The organism is Rhodoferax potami (assembly GCF_032193805.1).
Lineage (GTDB): Bacteria > Pseudomonadota > Gammaproteobacteria > Burkholderiales > Burkholderiaceae_C > Allorhodoferax > Allorhodoferax potami_A.
The window spans coordinates 1,453,868-1,470,449 of sequence record NZ_JAVBIK010000001.1 but is presented as its reverse complement, the minus strand read 5'-3'; the positions used below and the strand labels follow the sequence as shown (position 1 = coordinate 1,470,449).

At 62.8% G+C, this 16,582-nt stretch carries 14 protein-coding genes; 2 read left to right on the top strand and 12 right to left on the bottom strand.

Features of this window, described 5'->3' with window-relative positions; genetic code table 11:
* Positions 1-2: 2 nt before the first annotated feature.
* Genes RAE19_RS06970 through RAE19_RS06960 form a run of 3 tightly spaced genes read right to left on the bottom strand, consistent with a single transcriptional unit; the run spans position 3 to position 2,840 of the window.
* Positions 3-1,238 carry a PLP-dependent aminotransferase family protein gene (locus tag RAE19_RS06970; protein WP_313874209.1) on the bottom strand — a complete coding sequence of 412 codons (1,236 nt, stop codon included), beginning with the start codon at positions 1,236-1,238 and terminating at the stop codon, positions 3-5.
* A 28-nt stretch (positions 1,239-1,266) separates the two neighbouring features.
* Positions 1,267-1,890, bottom strand: a complete 624-nt coding sequence (locus RAE19_RS06965; protein WP_313874208.1) for a LysE family translocator — start codon at positions 1,888-1,890, stop codon at positions 1,267-1,269.
* On the bottom strand, positions 1,887-2,840 hold the full coding sequence (locus RAE19_RS06960; RefSeq protein ID WP_313874207.1) for a DMT family transporter: 954 nt from the start codon (positions 2,838-2,840) through the stop codon (positions 1,887-1,889). The genes RAE19_RS06965 and RAE19_RS06960 overlap by 4 nt, the downstream gene beginning before the upstream one ends.
* Positions 2,841-2,951: 111 nt before the next feature.
* On the opposite strand from RAE19_RS06960, the gene RAE19_RS06955 reads away from it, so the two are divergent.
* Together RAE19_RS06955 and RAE19_RS06950 are read left to right on the top strand one after the other, a co-directional pair.
* Positions 2,952-4,427: a PLP-dependent aminotransferase family protein gene (locus RAE19_RS06955; protein WP_313874206.1), complete on the top strand. Its 1,476-nt coding sequence runs from the start codon at positions 2,952-2,954 to the stop codon at positions 4,425-4,427.
* A gap of 85 nt (positions 4,428-4,512) precedes the next feature.
* A complete protein-coding gene (locus RAE19_RS06950; protein WP_313874205.1) occupies positions 4,513-6,090 on the top strand; it encodes a methyl-accepting chemotaxis protein in 1,578 nt (525 codons plus the stop codon).
* An 82-nt stretch (positions 6,091-6,172) separates the two neighbouring features.
* On the opposite strand, the gene RAE19_RS06945 is transcribed toward RAE19_RS06950, so the two are convergent.
* The 9 genes from RAE19_RS06945 to flgE form a co-directional block, all read right to left on the bottom strand.
* The gene (locus tag RAE19_RS06945) at positions 6,173-7,393 is read right to left on the bottom strand and encodes an HDOD domain-containing protein (RefSeq protein ID WP_313874204.1); all 1,221 of its coding nucleotides are present in this window, start codon (positions 7,391-7,393) and stop codon (positions 6,173-6,175) included.
* 4 nt (positions 7,394-7,397) lie between these two features.
* A complete protein-coding gene (gene flgL / locus RAE19_RS06940; RefSeq protein WP_313874203.1) occupies positions 7,398-8,708 on the bottom strand; it encodes a flagellar hook-associated protein FlgL in 1,311 nt (436 codons plus the stop codon).
* Positions 8,709-8,727: 19 nt separating this feature from the next.
* Positions 8,728-10,713, bottom strand: a complete 1,986-nt coding sequence (flgK, locus tag RAE19_RS06935; protein ID WP_313874202.1) for a flagellar hook-associated protein FlgK — start codon at positions 10,711-10,713, stop codon at positions 8,728-8,730.
* Between the two features lie 18 nt (positions 10,714-10,731).
* Positions 10,732-11,691, bottom strand: coding sequence for a flagellar assembly peptidoglycan hydrolase FlgJ (gene flgJ / locus RAE19_RS06930; RefSeq protein WP_313874201.1), 960 nt, complete (start codon positions 11,689-11,691; stop codon positions 10,732-10,734).
* Between the two features lies 1 nt (position 11,692).
* Positions 11,693-12,766 (bottom strand): flagellar basal body P-ring protein FlgI, encoded by a 1,074-nt coding sequence (locus RAE19_RS06925; RefSeq protein ID WP_313876191.1) that lies wholly within the window; start codon positions 12,764-12,766, stop codon positions 11,693-11,695.
* A 138-nt stretch (positions 12,767-12,904) separates the two neighbouring features.
* Entirely contained in the window at positions 12,905-13,594 is a 690-nt protein-coding gene (locus RAE19_RS06920; RefSeq protein ID WP_313874200.1) for a flagellar basal body L-ring protein FlgH, read from the bottom strand.
* A gap of 9 nt (positions 13,595-13,603) precedes the next feature.
* Positions 13,604-14,386, bottom strand: a complete 783-nt coding sequence (gene flgG, locus RAE19_RS06915) for a flagellar basal-body rod protein FlgG (protein ID WP_313874199.1) — start codon at positions 14,384-14,386, stop codon at positions 13,604-13,606.
* A 5-nt stretch (positions 14,387-14,391) separates the two neighbouring features.
* On the bottom strand, positions 14,392-15,132 hold the full coding sequence (locus tag RAE19_RS06910) for a flagellar basal body rod protein FlgF (protein ID WP_313874198.1): 741 nt from the start codon (positions 15,130-15,132) through the stop codon (positions 14,392-14,394).
* Positions 15,133-15,154: 22 nt separating this feature from the next.
* Positions 15,155-16,558, bottom strand: a complete 1,404-nt coding sequence (gene flgE / locus RAE19_RS06905) for a flagellar hook protein FlgE (protein ID WP_313874197.1) — start codon at positions 16,556-16,558, stop codon at positions 15,155-15,157.
* Positions 16,559-16,582: the final 24 nt, after the last annotated feature.

Sequence of the window (16,582 nt, the reverse complement as noted above, 5' to 3'; positions counted from 1 at the left end):
GTTCAGCTCCTTTGGGCGTGGATGGCTTCGGCCAGCGCGGCCACACCGCGGTGGATTTCTTCCACGCTCGGGGTCACAAAGCTCAGGCGCATGGCGCGGGCGTCCGCATTGCCGGCGTAGAACGGCGCGCCGGGCACAAAGGCCACGCCCTTGTCCACGGCGTGGGGCAGCAGGTCCACGGCGTTCATGCCGGCAGGCAGGCGCGCCCACAAGAACATGCCACCGGCGGGGGTGTTCCAGGTGAAGGTGCTGTCGGCATTGGCAGAGTCCGGGCCTTTCGACTCGGGGAAGTGCTTGGCCAAGGCTTCCAGCATGGCGTCGCGCTGGGCTTTGTAGAGGCTGCGGATGGTGGGCACATGGCGGTCCAGGAAACCGTTTTGCATCACCTCAAAAATCAGGCGCTGGTTGAAGCCGGGGCTGTGCAGGTCGGCCGCTTGCTTGGCTTGCAAGAGCTTGGGGTACACCGCCTTGGGCGCCACGATAAAGCCCATGCGCAAGCCGGGCGCCAGCACTTTGGAGAACGAGCCGAGGTAAATGCCGCCCTCGGGGTTGCGCGCGGTCAGGGGCGCAGGAGGTGCCTGATCAAACCACAGGTCGCCATAGGGGTTGTCTTCCATGATGGGCAGGCCACTGCGGGCGGCTTCTGCGCTGAGCGCGGCGCGGCGCGCCTCGGTCATGCTGCGGCCGGTGGGGTTCTGGAAGTTGGGCAACACATACAAAAAGCGGGCGTCGGCAGACTTGGCAGCCAGGTCGGCAATATCGATGCCTTCAGCGTCGCTGGCCACGCTCACCACGTTGGGCTCCATCGGCGTGAAGGCCATCACCGCGCCCAAATAGGTGGGGGACTCGACCAGCACCTTGCTGTCTTTGTCGATCAAGATTTTGGCAACCAGGTCCAGGCCTTGCTGCGAGCCGGTGGTGATGAGCACCTGCGCGGGGTCCACGTTCCAGGTCACGCCGGCAGCGGCGCTTTGGGCTTTGAGCTGGGCGGCGACCAGTTCGCGCAGGGGGCCGTAGCCCTCGCTGGCGGCGTACTGCAGTGCACCAGCCGGGTCGTCTTTGAGCACCTTGGCGCAGGCGGCTTCAAACTCGGCCACGGGGAAGGTTTTGCTGCTGGGCAGGCCGCCGGCGAAGCTGATGATGCCGGGCTTCTCGGTCACTTTGAGGATCTCGCGGATCACCGAGGGGTTCATCTTGGCGGCACGTTCGGCCAGGGTCCAGTGCGTGGAGTTCGTCATGGTTATCGTCTCTTGAAAAAATACGGAGTCAGCCCTTGAGCATAGGGTAGAGCGAGGCCACCAGGGCCAGCGCCATGGTGATGTTGAAAATGCGCAGGCGCAGCGGGTCTTGCAGCAGGCCGCGCATGGCCAGCCCGAAGCCTACCCAAAACGCGGAGCACGGCGCACCCATCACCATAAACAGGCCCGCCAGCAGCGCCACTTGGGCCGCTCCGGCGTTGGGCGAGAGGTAGGTGCTCATGCAGGTCACCGCCATCACCCAGGCCTTGGGGTTGATCCATTGAAAGGCGGCGGCAGCCCAAAACCCCATGGGGCGCAAGATGGCCGGGTTGCCGGGCTCTGCTGCGGTGGCGCCGCTGGTGGGCGCCGGCCGTGCGCTGGCCAGCTTCCAGGCAATCCAGAGCATGTAGGCCGAGCCCAGGTAGCGCAGCACATCGTAAAACTGCGGAAACCGGTCCAGCACCGAGTGCAGCCCCAGGCCCACACACAGCAGCATGAAGGTAAAGCCCAGGTTCACACCCCACAGGTGGCGCTGCGAGCGCCGGAACCCGAAGTTCACGCCCGAGGCCATGAGCATGGTGTTGTTAGGCCCGGGTGTGACCGAGCTGACCACGGCAAACAGGCCGGCGGCGAAAAGGGTTTCGGTGTTCATGGCGTGGCCCTTGGCAGGTCGGTAGGGCTGGCCCGGGGCGCAGGTGGGGGCACGGGGCTGGAGGCAAACCGCTTGCCGATGAACACGGTAGCCACCACGGCCAGTGCAAAGCCCACCGTCATCAGGTCTAACGACTCGCCCAAGAGGGGGATGGCCGCCAGAATGCTCAAGAACGGTTGCAGCAGTTGCACCTGGCTCACCTTGAGCGTGCCGCCCAGCGCCAGCCCGCGGTACCAGGCAAAAAAGCCCGCCCACATCGAGAACACCCCCACATATCCTAGTGCCCACCAGGAGCTGGCGCGAACCGCCTGCTCCGGCCAGGTGAGCCAGGCACCCGGCAGGGTGACGGGCAGCGCCAGCACACACACCCAGCAGATAACCTGCTCGGCACCCAGCGTGGGGGTGACCTTGGCGCCATACACATAACCCAGCGCGGCAGACACCACGGCGCCCAGCATCAGCACATCGCCCCACTCAAGGGCCAGGCTCGGGCCATGCTGCGTGGCGCGGTAGAGCGAAAAGCCCACCACCAGCGCGGCACCAATGCAGGCACTCAGCCAAAAGCCCAGCCGTGCCCGTTGGTGCATGACGATGGCGGCCACCACCGCAGTCGCCAGCGGCAGCAGCGCAATGATGACGGCGGCGTGGCTCGCGCTGATGGTGAGGAGTGCGTAGCCGATCAGCAGCGGGAAGCCCAGCGCATTGCCTAGCGTGGCAATGCTTAAGGGGCGCCACTCGGCGGCGGTAGGCCAGCGCGAGCGGGTGGCCAGCAGAAACACAATCGACAAACCGCCGGCCAGCGCCGCGCGACCCAGCGTCACAAACCAGGGCGACAGCTGGGGCGCGTCGGCGGTGCCGGTGGCCAGGCGGGTCATGGGCAAGGTAATGGCAAAGATCGCCACGCCAAGCAGGCCCAGCCAGAGGCCGCGTGTTTCGTTTTTGGAGTTCATGCGATTCACTGTACTTTGAAAAACAACACAGTTGCAGTACAGTTTTGCTAAACAGCCTGCAATCTGTATTGCTGGCACGACCGTTACAGCGCCACCCCAAGGGACCGCCCCATGTTGATGAAAACCGCCGCCCAGACCCTGGCCGAGCAGCTCTGCGCTGTGTTCGCCCAGCGCATTCGCGACCGCTTGCTGGCGCCCGGCGCGCGCCTGCCCTCGGTGCGCCTGTGTGCCCAGCAGCAAAAGGTGAGCCCGTCCACCGTGGTGACCGCCTATGACCAGCTGCTGGCCCAAGGCCTGATCGAGGCGCGCCGCAACCGCGGGTTTTATGTGCGAGATGTGCCATTAGCCCAGGTGGATGGTGCGCGTGTAGCTATGATTTCAGGAGCAAATGAGGCTGGCGCGGAAGGCGGCAGTTTGGTGCTGACCATGCCCCGCCAGCGCGCGCCGCTCAACGCCACAGCGCTGATACGCGGCATGTTCCACGGCGTGAGCAACAAGCCGCAGCCCGGCATGGGCGTGCTGCCCAAGGAGTGGCTGGAGACCACCTTTCTGGCCACCGCGGTGCGCCGCAGTTGCAGTGTGGAAGCGCTGAACGCCTTTTCGCTGCAATACGGCGAGCCGGCTGGCGACATCGGGCTGCGCCGAGCGCTGTCTACCAAGCTGGCGGGGCTGGCGGTGCACGCTGCGCCGGAGCAGATCATCACCACCATGGGCGCCACCCATGCGCTGGACGTGGTGAGCCGCACCCTGCTGCGCGCGGGTGACTATGTGATGGTCGAAGAGCCCGGCTGGGCGGTGGAGTTTGCGCGGCTGGACGCCTTGGGCATGCGCATCCTGCCGGTGCCGCGCCGCGCCGAGGGGCCGGACCTGGAGGTGATGGCCAAGTACTGCGAAGTGCACAAGCCCAAGCTGTTTGTGAGCGTGAGCGTGTTCCATAACCCCACCGGTTTTTGCCTCTCGCCCAGCAGCGCTTACCGCATCCTGCAGTTGGCGAATCAGCACGATTTTCATATCGTCGAAGACGACACCTACAGCCACTTTGCCCCCGAGCACGCCACCCGCTTGTGCGCGCTGGACGGGCTGCAGCGCACGATTTATGTGGCGGGCTTTGCCAAGATCCTCGCGCCCAATTGGCGCGTGGGCTACATGGCTGCACCCAAAGACCTGGCCGAGCGCTTGCTCGACACCAAGCTGCTCTCCACCCTGACCACGCCGGCCTTGTTGGAAAAAGCCATTGCCTGGTGCATCGACCAAGGCCAGCTGCGCCGGCACGCCGAGCGCATCCGCACCCAGCTGGATGCTGCGCGCGCCCGCAGCGTGAAGCTGGCGCTGGCCCACGGCTGCACCTTTGCATCGGACCCGGTGGGCTTGTTTGGCTGGGTGGAGACCGGGGTGGACACCGACGCTCTGAGCCAGCGCATGTTGGACGAGGGCTACCTGCTCGCCCCCGGCGCCCTGTTTCATGCGCAGCGCACGCCCAGCAGCCTGATGCGCATCAATTTTGCGTGTACCCAAGAGGCACAGTTCTGGAAAACCTTTGCCCGGCTGCGCGATGAGTCACTGCGATTCAAGCAAAAGGCGAATTAGGCAAATTTAATTCAAAAACAAAAAATTTGACTAAAACGGTAATTTGGGCGTAAAGTAAAGACACCTGCTTTTACAAGGTGTTGCCATGTCTTCTCCACTCACGATCCGCGCCCAACTCAGTCTGGCCTTTGGACTGATGATCGGCTTTTTGATGCTGGTGTCTTGGATGGGCTACCGCTCAACCAACGCGATGCATGCCGACATGTCCAGTTTTGTGAAGGGGGTCAATGCCCGCTCCACCCTTGCCGAGGAGCTGCAAGCCGCGGTGTTCAAGCGCGCGGTGCACGCCAGAAACCTGGTCAATGCGGCCAACGAGTCTGACAAGCAACAAGAGTTCACCCTCGTGGTGGCCGCCAACAAGCAAGTGGGCGCCAAGCTGGCCGCCCTGACCACACGGATGCAGGATGCCGACGAGACAGCACGCGGGCGCGTCTTGGTCGCAGAGATTGCCAAAGTGGAGGCCCAGTACGAGCCAGTAGCCTTGGCCGTGGTCGACTTGGCGATGAAAGGGCAGCGCGATCAAGCCATTCAAAAAATCAATGTCGAGTGCCGCCCGTTGCTGGTGGCCTTGGTGAGCAAGGCGGAGGAATACGCCGCCTACGCGACCGAGCGCTCGCAAATGATGGTGACCGAAGCGGAGGCTTCTTTCCACCGCAACCTGCAGTTGCTGGCAGGTGTTGCCTTGGTGGCGCTGTTGGCTGCGGTGATCATGGCCACGGCCATGATCCGCTACTTGGGTCGGGCGCTGGGCGCTGAACCTTCTGATTTGCGGGCGACCGCCGAGAGCGTGGCCCATGGCGACTTGACTACGAAAGCCCAATTTGCCGGTGCGCCCGAAGGCAGTGTGCTGGCCTACATGGGAGCGATGCAAGGCAGTCTGGTGGAGATCGTGGGGCGGGTGCGATCCGCAAGTGACAACCTCGCCACCGGTGTGCAGCAAATTGCAACCGGCAGCATGGACCTGAGCCAGCGCACCGAAGAGCAGGCCAGCGCCCTCGAGGAAACCGCCGCCACCATGGAAGAGCTCAACGGCGCGGCACGCAAGAGCGCCGAAGGCGCCCAGGCCGCCAATGAACTCGCCAGCAACGCCAGCGCGGTGGCGCACCGGGGCGGTGCCCAGGTGGCGCAGGTGGTGGACACGATGCAAGGCATCAGCGCGAGCTCACGGCGTATTGGTGAAATCACCAGCGTGATCGATGGCATTGCTTTTCAGACCAATATCCTGGCGCTGAATGCCGCCGTCGAAGCCGCTCGCGCCGGTGAGCAGGGCCGCGGGTTTGCGGTGGTGGCAAGTGAGGTGCGCCACCTCGCCCAGCGCAGCGCCGAAGCGGCCAAAGAGATCAAGCAGCTGATCCAGGACAGTGTGGTGCAGGTGAACTCCGGAACCAACCTGGTCACCGAGGCCGGCGCCACCATGCGCGATGTGGTGGAGGTGGTGCAGCGGGTCGGCCATATGGTGGAAGAAATCAGCCACGCCAGCGCGGAGCAGGAGCGTGCGATTGCCCAGATCGGCGAGGCCGTCACCCAGCTGGACCAGACGACCCAGCAAAATGCAGCCTTGGTGGAAGAGAGCGCCGCAGCGTCCCAGAACCTGGAAACCCAAACCCGGGCGCTGGTCCAGACCGTGTCCATCTTCAAGTTGGATGGGCAGCTGGCGGTGTAGTTGCTATGAATTTAGTAGCTGATGACGCATGTAAAACGAGGGCTAGCGGCTGATGTGGCTCAAAAAATGAGCCGGCTCGTGGCTAGTGCTGCGCCAGTGCCCGCAAGAGTGCGCGGTTGACCTCGTCGGCCGGTATCTGGTGGGCGCGGCAGACCTCGCGGATGACCTTGGTGTTGCGGCCCTCTAGCGCAGCTGCGACTTCCAACCACGGCGCGTAAGGGCCAGTCTGGCCCACCACCGCAGATGCGACCCGCCCCGGCAGGGGCAAGCGGTGCAGTGCTGCGCCCAGGTTTTCGCCCAGCAGCACATCGACCTGCGAAAACACGCCGCACAAAAATACCTCCCGGCGCAGCTCGTCTTCGACACCGGCGTCTGCCAGGTGCTCCATGATGCGGGCGCGCAGCACCATGTTGTGGCGGATGGGGTCGATGTTGCTGTCGGCGCTGGCATGGGGCAGGTGCTCCATCAGCCACGCCCGTAAGCGGCTGTAGCCGAGGGTCATCAAGGCTTGGCGCAGGCTGCCGATTTCGTTGCGCAGGCCCAAGGCGGCCGAGTTGGCGAAGCGCATGAAGCGGTAGCAGAGCAAGGGCTCGCGGCCCATGGCGTGTTCCAGAGCGTCGAGGGATTCGTCCGCATCGATCGCCTTGACCAAGTCCAGCAGCGCCTGGCGGGCGGGCTGGATCTGGCGGTAGCGGTAGGCGTACAACACCTCTTCTGCCGGCCAGCCGGATACCGCGCGCACATGCTGCTGGTCGAGCGCATGCTCCACCAGGGCTTGGCTTGCCAAGGATTCATACAGTTGCCCGCTTTGCACCGGGCTCTCTGGCGGGCGCGACGCAGCGCTGCTGCCGTCCTGGCTGCGTTGCAGGGCTGCGCGCAGTGCACCCAGCGCTTGTGCTGGAGTGAGCGAAAGCACGGTGGAGTGAAACCACTGCGCCATGTCGGCCTGCGGGCGCTCGCCCGGCTCGCCGCACCACACCAGCTTGACGCCACGTTGCTGTGCCTTGCGCACACGGCCGGCCAACAGGGCGTCGTTGAGCCAGTGCTCGGGCACTTCGACCCAGATGTTGGGCGCGCTGCTGTGGTCCAGCAAGTCGGCCAGCAGGCTGGGGGTGCGCGCATGGAGCAGGCAAATCTCGCGGGATGCCGGCCAGAGCTCTTGGAGGGATTCGATCAGGTGGGTGGCATCGACCGCGCTGCTGCTGTCCGGGTCCAGCCAGAGCCGCACCCCCATGCGCTTGCGCCATTGGTCCCACAGGGCTTCGTACCCGATGGTGATGCTGCCAAGGACCGAGCTGCTCATGGCCTTAGCTGATGAAGTTGAATAGCGAGAGCTTTTGCACTTGCGCGTACGACTGCAAGGCGGCCTGGTAGCCGGTTTGCTGGTTCTGGAAGTCGGCAATGCCTTTGATCATGTCGAGGTCTTCCGCGCGTGAGCGGTCGGCTTCGAGTTGGATGCTCTTGCTCTCCTGGTTCGAGGTAATGCGATCAGCCCTGTTCAGCAAGTCGCCTGCCTGGCCCCGGATGGCGGACACCCGGTTCATGCCGATGTCGAGGTTGTAGATTGCCTGGCCGACGGCCTGGGTGGCGGCATTTGAGTTGGCGGCACCGCCGATGTCGCGGATGGCGTCGTCCATCACACTGAAGATGCTGGGGTTGGGGTCAACGGTGACCACATCGCCGTCGGCCGGCGTGCCGGTGATGGTGAGCGAGAGACCGGGCATGCCGGTAATAGCGGGCGGGCCGACTTGGTCGGCAATCAACACAGACACCGGTTTGCCGGTGGGGTAGTCCGGTACCGTGAAGGGGCCTACCTGGTAGGGCGGACCGGGGAAGGTTGGCAGGTCGCCGGTGGCCGGGATTTCTTCGATGATGTAGCTGGTAGAACTGGTGCCCGCGGTGGCCCCGGCTGTCACCGGGCCGAAGGTGATTTTGTAGGTCGCGCGGGTTACCAGGCTTGCATCCGTCACCGTCACGTTGCCTGTAGTCAGGCTGCGACCGCTGGCAATGGTGCTGGTGCTCACGTTGTAAACGCCGTCGCGCGCGGTCTGGGTCATGAAAGCGCTCTCGCCGTCGAGCGCACTCACGATGGCGTTGTTGCTGGTGGCGGCCTGGCCGGGCAGGCCGTTATAGGTGTAGTCGGGGGCGGTTGCCGTGGGGCCTACAAAAGGCTCGGCAGCGCTTGCCAAAGCGCCGAAGAGTGGCTGGCCGTTGGTGTCCTTGCGGTTGGCGTAGTTCAGGATCTGCTCGCGCAGGCCCTGCAATTGGTTGGCAATCGTTTTGCGCTCGGCCGGGCTTTGGCTGCCGTTGCCGGCGCTGACCACCAGTTCGCGGAATTGTTGGAGCGCATCGACCACATCACCCAAGGTGCTCTCTGCGTTGGCAATGGTGTTGCGCTGGGCCTCCAGGGCGCGCTGGTCGGTCGCAATGCGGGCCAGCCGGGTGAGTGCCCGCTCGGCCTGGGCGGCGCCGGTCGGGTCGTCGCTGGCGCGCACCACCTTTTTGCCGGAGGTGAGGTTTTCTTGCAGGTTCGACAAGGCGGTTTGCCGTTTGGCAAGGTTGCTGATGGCGTTGTCGTACGTGTTGGCCGATGCGAGGCGCGAGAGGTTCACAGCCATGAAAGTTCTCCTTCAGGCCTTAACGGCCCAAGCCCTGAATCAGGGTGTCGAATATGTTCTGGGCGATCTGGATCATCTTGGCAGAGGCCTGGTACGCCTGTTGGTATTGGATGAGCTTGGCGGCCTCTTCGTCAAGATTGACGCCTGACACGGCGCTGCGGTCCTGTTCGAGGTTGGCTGCAATCGAGCTTGATACGGTGGCCGAATAGCCTGCGCTTTGGGTCCGGATGCCGATTTGCGAAATCGCGCTGGCGTAGCCATCGGTCATGGCTGCACCGTCGAACATGGCTTTGTCGCGCAGGTTCATCATGGCCGTGGCATTGCCGCCGTTGAGCTTGAGGTCGAGTTTGTACGCCGGGTCTTTGATGTCGACCACCGTGAACGTGTCGCCCGCCTTGGGGGTGCCGGTGAGTTTCAGGCTCCAGTTGGCCAGTGGGTCTACCGCAGTGATGGGGGTACTGGGGTTGAACGTGTAGGTGGTTGCATTGGCCACGGGCAGTTCGTCGCTGCGTGTGTACGTGGTCGCATTCGTGAAGGTGAGGGTGACCGGCGCGTGGGGCGTTGCCCCTTGGTTATTGCTCAGCGCGGTGAGTGACACCAGCTGCAGGCTCCCCTTGTTGGTAGTGCCCATGGCCCCTGCGATCGGGCTGGCCACCGCCAGCTGGCGCGGGGTGGAAAAAACGCGATCCACGTTGGCAGCTGCGGTGTTGAAGGGCTGAATCAGAAAGCGGTCGCCGGCAGCGGGCACCTGGGGCGGCACCGCGCCGGAGCTGGGCATGTCAAAGGTGATGCCATCGACCGTGGCCAATGTGGTGGAGGGCAGCGTCTGGTTGAAATTGGTGACCTTGCCGTCTGAGAGGCGGATGATGCTTCCGCTCGTGGCGGAATTGAAATTGATGGTGTAGTCGGAAGCCGCGAGTTGGGTAGAGTCTGTTACCGAAATGCTGACCGCCACCAAGGGGTTGGAGTTGGGGTTGGCGGGCGGTGTGGGGGTGCGGATGTTGTCCGGCGCCTGCAGGGTGACGCTGGTAAACAGGGGGCCGCCGGCGTTGCCGTCGAGGTCCAGACCTAGCGCGTGTTGCTGGTTCATCTGGGTTGTAATGGCCAGCGACAAACGTCCCAGAAGATTGCGTCCCTCGGTGAGATCGGTGTTTTGAAAACGCAGCAGACCCGAGACTTCGCCGCCCCCCAGCGCGTTCTCGTCTAGCAGTATCTGCTGGCCGTCGCGGGTGATGGAGAGCTTGCTTTTGAGCGGGTCGCCAAAATCGTCACTCACCACCGTGAGGGGCGAAACCTTGGTGCCTAGAACCAGGGGCTGGCTGCCGGCGAGGAAGATGCCAACGCTGCCGTCGTCCGCCGCGATGGAGGTGGTCTGGACGTATTGGTTGAGTTCGCGGACCAGTTGGTCCCGGCGATCGAGCAAATCATTAGGCGGCTGGCCTTTGCCTTGCGCACGGGCAATCTCATCGTTCACATCAGCAATGCTTTGGGCCAGCATATTGATGTTGTTGACCTTTTGCTGAATCTCTTGGGTGACGCCGGCTTGCAAATCCTGAATTGCCTGCGAAGCAGCGCGAAAGCGCCCTGCGGTTTCGTCCACACGGGTGAGTGCCACGGTGCGGGCGGTGAGGTCGGTCGGGGCGCTGGCGACGTCAGAGAACGCGTTCATCATGTCGCTGACCGCGGCGCCCAGGCCGGTGCTACCCCCCGAGAAAATGTCTTGCAGCTGGTTGAGCTTGTTGGAGCGGGCGACATCTGCGCTCTGGGTGGCACTGGCCAATGTGGCTTGGCGGGTCAGGAAGGCGCTGAAGTTGCGTTGGATGGTTTGCACATCCACGCCTTTGCCGACGTAGCCACCGCCGCTGAACTGCCCCTCCACCGCGGTGAGCACCACGCTTTGGCGCGAATAGCCGGGCGTGTTGACGTTGGCGATGTTGTTGCCGGCAGTCTGCAGGGCGATCTGATTGGCCTGCAGAGCCCGGGTGCCGATATTGAGGACGCTCATAGTCTGTCGCTGGCTCGATTACGCCTGCACTTGCGCGCGGCGCAGATGCAAGGTGGTGTTGATGGCGCGGCTCAGTTTGGCTGCGTACTCGGGGTCGGTGGCGTAGCCGGCTTTTTGCAGGCCGGTGGCAAAGGCCGTGACGGACTGGGTTTGCTGGCGTGCCTTGGCGTAGCGCGGGCTGTCTGAAATCAAGCGGGCGTAGTCTTTGAACGAGTCTTCAAAAGAGTCGTAGGCGCGGAATTTGGCGACCTTCTTTTGCGCGACGCCATTCACATACTCGGTGGTCGTGATTTCGGCGACTTTGCCGGTCCAGCTAGATCCTGCCTTGATGCCGAACAGGTTGAACGAGTTGCTGCCGTCTTTGTTCTTGATCTGGTGTTTGCCCCAGCCTGTTTCGTGACCCGCCTGGCCGAGCATGAAGCTGGCAGGAATGCCGGTGGCCTTTTCGATTTTGTTGGCAGCATCAGTGTGCTTGGAAACGAAATCCGCCTGGGTGCTGGTGGGCGCCTTTTTGGGGGCGACCGGCGTCAGTGCCATATCGGATGCGGTGAGTTTGCCGACGCTGCTTTTCGGGGTCAGCGTGTCGGGTGCCTTGACAGGCTGCAGGCTGCTGCTGTTAGCCATGCCGACGGTGGAGCCGGGCATTTCTACACCCATCTGGCGGCTGAGCTGCTGGGCAATCAGGTCGGACAGGCCGCCGGGCTGGCCGGACATACTGACCGACATTTGCTGGTCGAACAGGTCGGTGCCAAGGTCACTGCCGGCGTTGTCCAGCATGCCGGATTTCATGGTCGCTTCGCGCATGCTTTTGAGGAGTTCGCGCATGAACAGCGATTCGAACTGTTTGGCGGTTTCCCGGATGGTGTCCGGCGTGGCTTTGTCGGCACCGGCTTTGAGGGCGCTCAGGGAGCGGGCATCAGCGACCAGGTCTTGGGCGCTGGATATCGGCGTGGAGCCGAGGGCAGAACCGTAGCTCATGTCAAATCACCTCCAACTCCGCGTTCAAGGCACCGGCCGATTTGATCGCTTGCAAAATGGCCAACAAGTCTTGGGGGGTCGCGCCCAGCGAATTCAGGGCCTTGACCACATCGGTCAGCTGGGCTGCTTGGGGCAATTGGATGAGTTTGCCGGCGTCTTGCTTGATCTCGATATTGGCCTTTTCACCCACCACGGTCTGCCCACCCGAGAGCGGGTTGGGCTGGCTGATGACGGGGCTGGACGACACGCTGACCGACAAGTTGCCGTGGGCGATCGCACAGGCACCCAGGGTGACCGCTTGGTTCATGACGATAGAGCCGGTGCGCGAGTTGATGATGATTTTGGCGGCAGCGACCGAGTTGTCGACCGGCAGCTCTTCCATATCGGCAATGAAGCTGACACGGTCGTTGGGGTTGGTGGGGGCTTTGACCTGCACCGTCCGCCCGTCCAGGGCTTGAGCCACGCCGGGGCCGAAACGGGTGTTGACGGCTTGGGCTACCTTGCGAGCGGTCTGGAAGTCCGACGCGCTCAGGCTGAGGTTGATGGTGGGGCCGTCTTGCAAGCTGGTGGGAACGGCGCGTTCGACTTGCGCACCATCCGGAATACGCCCGGCGCTCAGGTGGTTGACCTGCACTTTGCTGCCGCCCGCTGAGGCGCCGGCACCGGCCACGATCAAATTACCCTGTGCCATGGCATAGACCTCGCCATCGGCTCCTTTGAGGGGGGTGGCGATCAAGGTGCCACCTTTGAGGGACTTGGCGTTGCCCAGGGAGGAGACATTGATGTCGAGCAGTTGCCCTGGCCGGGCAAATGCGGGCAGCTGGGTGGTGACCAGCACGGCCGCCACGTTTTTCATTTGCAACTGGTTCTGGGAGGCAGGCGTCAGGGTGAGCCCGAGCTGCTCCATGTAGTTTTTGAGGCCTTGCGTGGTGTAAGGCATCTGGGTGGTTTGGTCACCGGTGCCATCGAGGCCGATGACGAGGCCAAAGCCCGTCAACTGGTTGCTGCGCACACCTTCGATGGCGGCGACTTCCTTGATGCGTTTGGCGCTATGGGCCGCAGGTGCTGCGGCCATGGCAATTGCCACCAACAAGCCGCCCCAGCGCTGTGAGCGGAAGGTGTTCGCTAAGTGGTTCCAGTGTGTCATGTGCCGAGTCGGTTAACGGGGCGATCCGACTGGATCTGTTACCCCTCGGCACTATTCTGGATTTCTTTAGAAGGGCTGAAAACTCAAAAAGAACCGTGATAACCAGCCAACTGTTTGCGCTTCGCCCTGTGCGCCGCGTCCGCGGGACTCGACGCGCACATTAGCCACCTGGGTGGAACTAATGACGCTGCCGGGTTGCAGCATCCGCGGGTCGATGGTGCCCGAGAAGCGGAGCACGTCCACATTCTGGTTGACGCCGATCTGCTTTTCACCGGTCACGATCAGGTGCCCGTTGGGCAGTGTTTCGATGACGGTGGCGGTGATCGACCCGGCAAAGGTGTTGGCACTCTCGGTGCCGCCCTTGCCTGAGAAGTTGTTGTTGGTCGCAGCGCCAATGTTGAGTTTGCCCAGGCCCGCCAGTGTTTGATCCGGTAGGGCCGTGATGGCGGAGTCAATCGATGTGTTGCGATTGACCGTGGAGGTGGACTTTTGGCTGGCAGTGACGTTTTCAACGATCTGGATCGTGACGTTGTCGCCGACCAGCCGTGCGCGCCGGTCTTCAAAGGCAGGGCGGTAGGCAGCGGTTTGGTAGATGCTGCCGTTGGCCGGTTTGGACGCCACTGAAACGATCGGCGCCGCAGGAACGCGCGGCTCCACAAAGTCGACGGCGACTTTTTGCGGCAATTGCTGGCATCCCGCAGCCAGCAAGCCGATGGCCACGGCGGCTGCGATGCGGTGTAGGCGTCGGTGTGTCATGTTGCGTCCTTACAGCTGGCCGAGCTTTTGCAGCATCTGGTCAGAGGTTTGAATGGCCTTGGAGTTCATTTCATAGGCCCGCTGGGTCTGGATCATGGTGACCAGTTCCTGGACCACGTTGACGTTGGAGGTCTCGACAAACCCTTGGGCCAAAGTGCCCAGACCGTTAGCGCCAGCAGTGCCGGCGTTGGGCTGGCCCGATGCAGCGCTTTCTGCGTAAATATTTTGCCCTTTGGGCTCCAGGCCTGCCGGGTTGATAAAGCTGGCCAGGGTGATGGTGCCGATCGGTTGGGGCGCCACGTTGCCGGGGATGGTGACGGTCACGTTGCCGTCTTGGGCAATCGCGAGGCTGGTAGCGTTGGCGGGAACGGTGATGCCGTTCAAGATCGGCAGTCCATTGGAGGTGACCATGCGACCTGTGTTGTCGACCTGGAAGGCGCCGTCGCGGGTGTAGCCGGTGGTGCCGTCGGGCATGGTGACTTGAAAGAAGCCGTTGCCTTGGATCGCCACGTCCAGATTGTTGCTGGACTGTTGCAGGTTGCCTTGCGCAAATGATCGGCTGGTCGCTACGGTGCGCACACCCAAGCCGAGCTGCAAGCCGGTGGGCAGGGTAGACTGCTCAGACGTATTGGAGCCGACCTGGCGCAAGTTCTGGTACATCAAGTCTTCAAAGACCGCATGCGATTTTTTGAAGCCATTGGTTGACACGTTGGCCAAGTTGTTGGAGATCACGTCCAACTGCATTTGTTGGGCTTCCATGCCCGTTTTGGAAATCCAGAGCGAGTTGATCATGGTGTTTATCCTTGCATGTTCAAGAGTTGCCCAGCAGAACGGTCATTTGACTCGGCCGTTTGCATGAGGCGGGTTTGGGCTTCGAACTGGCGCGCGGTTTGGATCATGCCGACCATGGCTTCGATCGCATTGACATTGGAGCCTTCCAGCATGCCGGCCTGCACGCGCGCGGTGTCTTCGTTGTTCAGCGGATCGCCGGACAAGGCGCGGAACAAACCATCGTCGCTGCGAACGAGTGGGTCTTCCGGGGTGGGAACTACCAGTTTGAGCCTGCCGATGGCGTTGGCCGGCTGGTTGCCGACTTTGGCGCTGACCGTGCCGTCCGGTTGAATGGTGAGTTCAGCCCCGGCGGGCGATGTGATGGGGGAGCCGTCGCTTGACAGGACCTGCAGCCCGTTGCCGGTGGTCAGTGTGCCGTCTGTGGCGACTTCCACATGCCCGTTGCGGGTGTAGGCCTCGGTGCCGTCCAGGCCTTGCACCGCGAAACAGGCACCGTCTTTGGCCATGACATCGAGGCTACGGTCAGTGCGCATGGCAGGGCCGGGGGTGTCGAGGTGTCCGGCTGTTGCTTCGAGGGCAAAAACCCGGGTGGTGGCGCCTTCGCCGCGCAGGGGTACCGCACGGTACGTTGCCAGCTGTGCGCGAAAGCCGTTGGTGGAAACGTTGGCGAGGTTGTTGGCAATGACCGACTGCCGGCTCGCCGCCGCATTGGCGCCGGTCATGGCGGTGTATATCAGGCGGTCCATGGTGCTTCAGTCCTGCTGTTGGTTAACGCAAATTAACCAAGGTCGACAGGATCTGGTCCTGGGTCTTGATGGTTTGTGCATTGGCTTGGTAGTTACGCTGGGCCGTCATCATGTTGACGAGCTCACCGGTAAGGTCGACGTTGGAGTCTTCGAGGGCCCCCGAGCGAAGGCCGCCGAACTTGCCCAGACCCGGGTTGCCAAGCACCGGCTGCCCGGAGGCAAACGACTCGGTCCAGTTTCCACCGCTAATGGGTGTCAAACCTTGCACGTTACGGAAGTCCGCAAGCAGGAGTTGTCCACGGGACTGGGTCTCACCGTTTGAGTAGCGGGTCGTAATCACGCCACTCGGGTCAATGGAGATGCCTGTCAGGTCGCCTGCGGTGTAGCCGTCCTGGGTGAGGTTGGAAACGGCAAAGGTGGTGCCGTACTGCGTGGTTTTGGTCAGATCCAGCGTGGTGCTGAAGGTACCGATCGCCGTGTTGGGAGAGGTCAAGGTCAGGGGCTGAGCGGCCAGCGGCGACGTCAGTTTGCCGTTCACGTCGTATTCCAACTGAAACAGCGCGCCGGTCGCTACCGTGGTGAGCGCAGGTGCGGCAAAGGCGCCGGTACCTGCGGCTGCGAAGGTGGGTTTCAGGTCTGTCGGTGGCGGGGTGGTGGTGTTGTAGGCCACGTTGGCCTGGTGCGTGGCATAGACCGCTGCATTGGTATTGAGTGCCGTGGTGCCTGCAGCCACGGTGCTGGCGTCATAGACGTCCCAAATATCCGTCGTAACAGCCGGGTTGGCGGTGGTATCCGGGCCGCGCTTGACGAAGTACAGGCTCACCGGAACTTCGTTGCCTTGCGAGTCAAATGCGGTGAGTGTGGTGCCGTAGGTAGAAATCGGTGTGGGCGGTGTGGTTTGGATTGCCGGCTTGGTCCGGGCATCCAAGTTGAATTCCGCCGTGATGGCAGTAGTTTGTTGTGCGGGAATCGGAGCGCTGGTCGGAATCACCATGGGCTGGGGCGTGATGCTAGTCCGGTTTCCGAGCAAGTCGGTGGGGAAGCCCATCACGTTGGCGCCACTGTTGGTGACGAGGTTGCCGGCGGAGTCCAGCTTGAATTGGCCGTCACGGGTGTAGGCGGTTGAGCCGTCAGGCTGGGTGAGTTGAAAAAAGCCACCGCCGTTGACCGCTACGTCAAGACTATTGCCAGTGATGCTGATGTTGCCCTGGGTGAACTGCTGTGCAATCGCACCCACAGACACTCCAATGCCCGGTGTGTTGCCGGTGCTTCCGCCTGCAGCGCCCAGCTGGCCTGCGACCAGTGCTGAAAACTCTGTGCGGGAGTATTTCATTCCCACGGTATTGGCGTTGGCGATGTTGTTGCCGATCACGTCCAGACTTTTGCTGGCGCCGTTGAGGCCGGAGAGTCCTGTTTGAAAGCTCATGGTGGTTACCTCTTGGGAAATGGG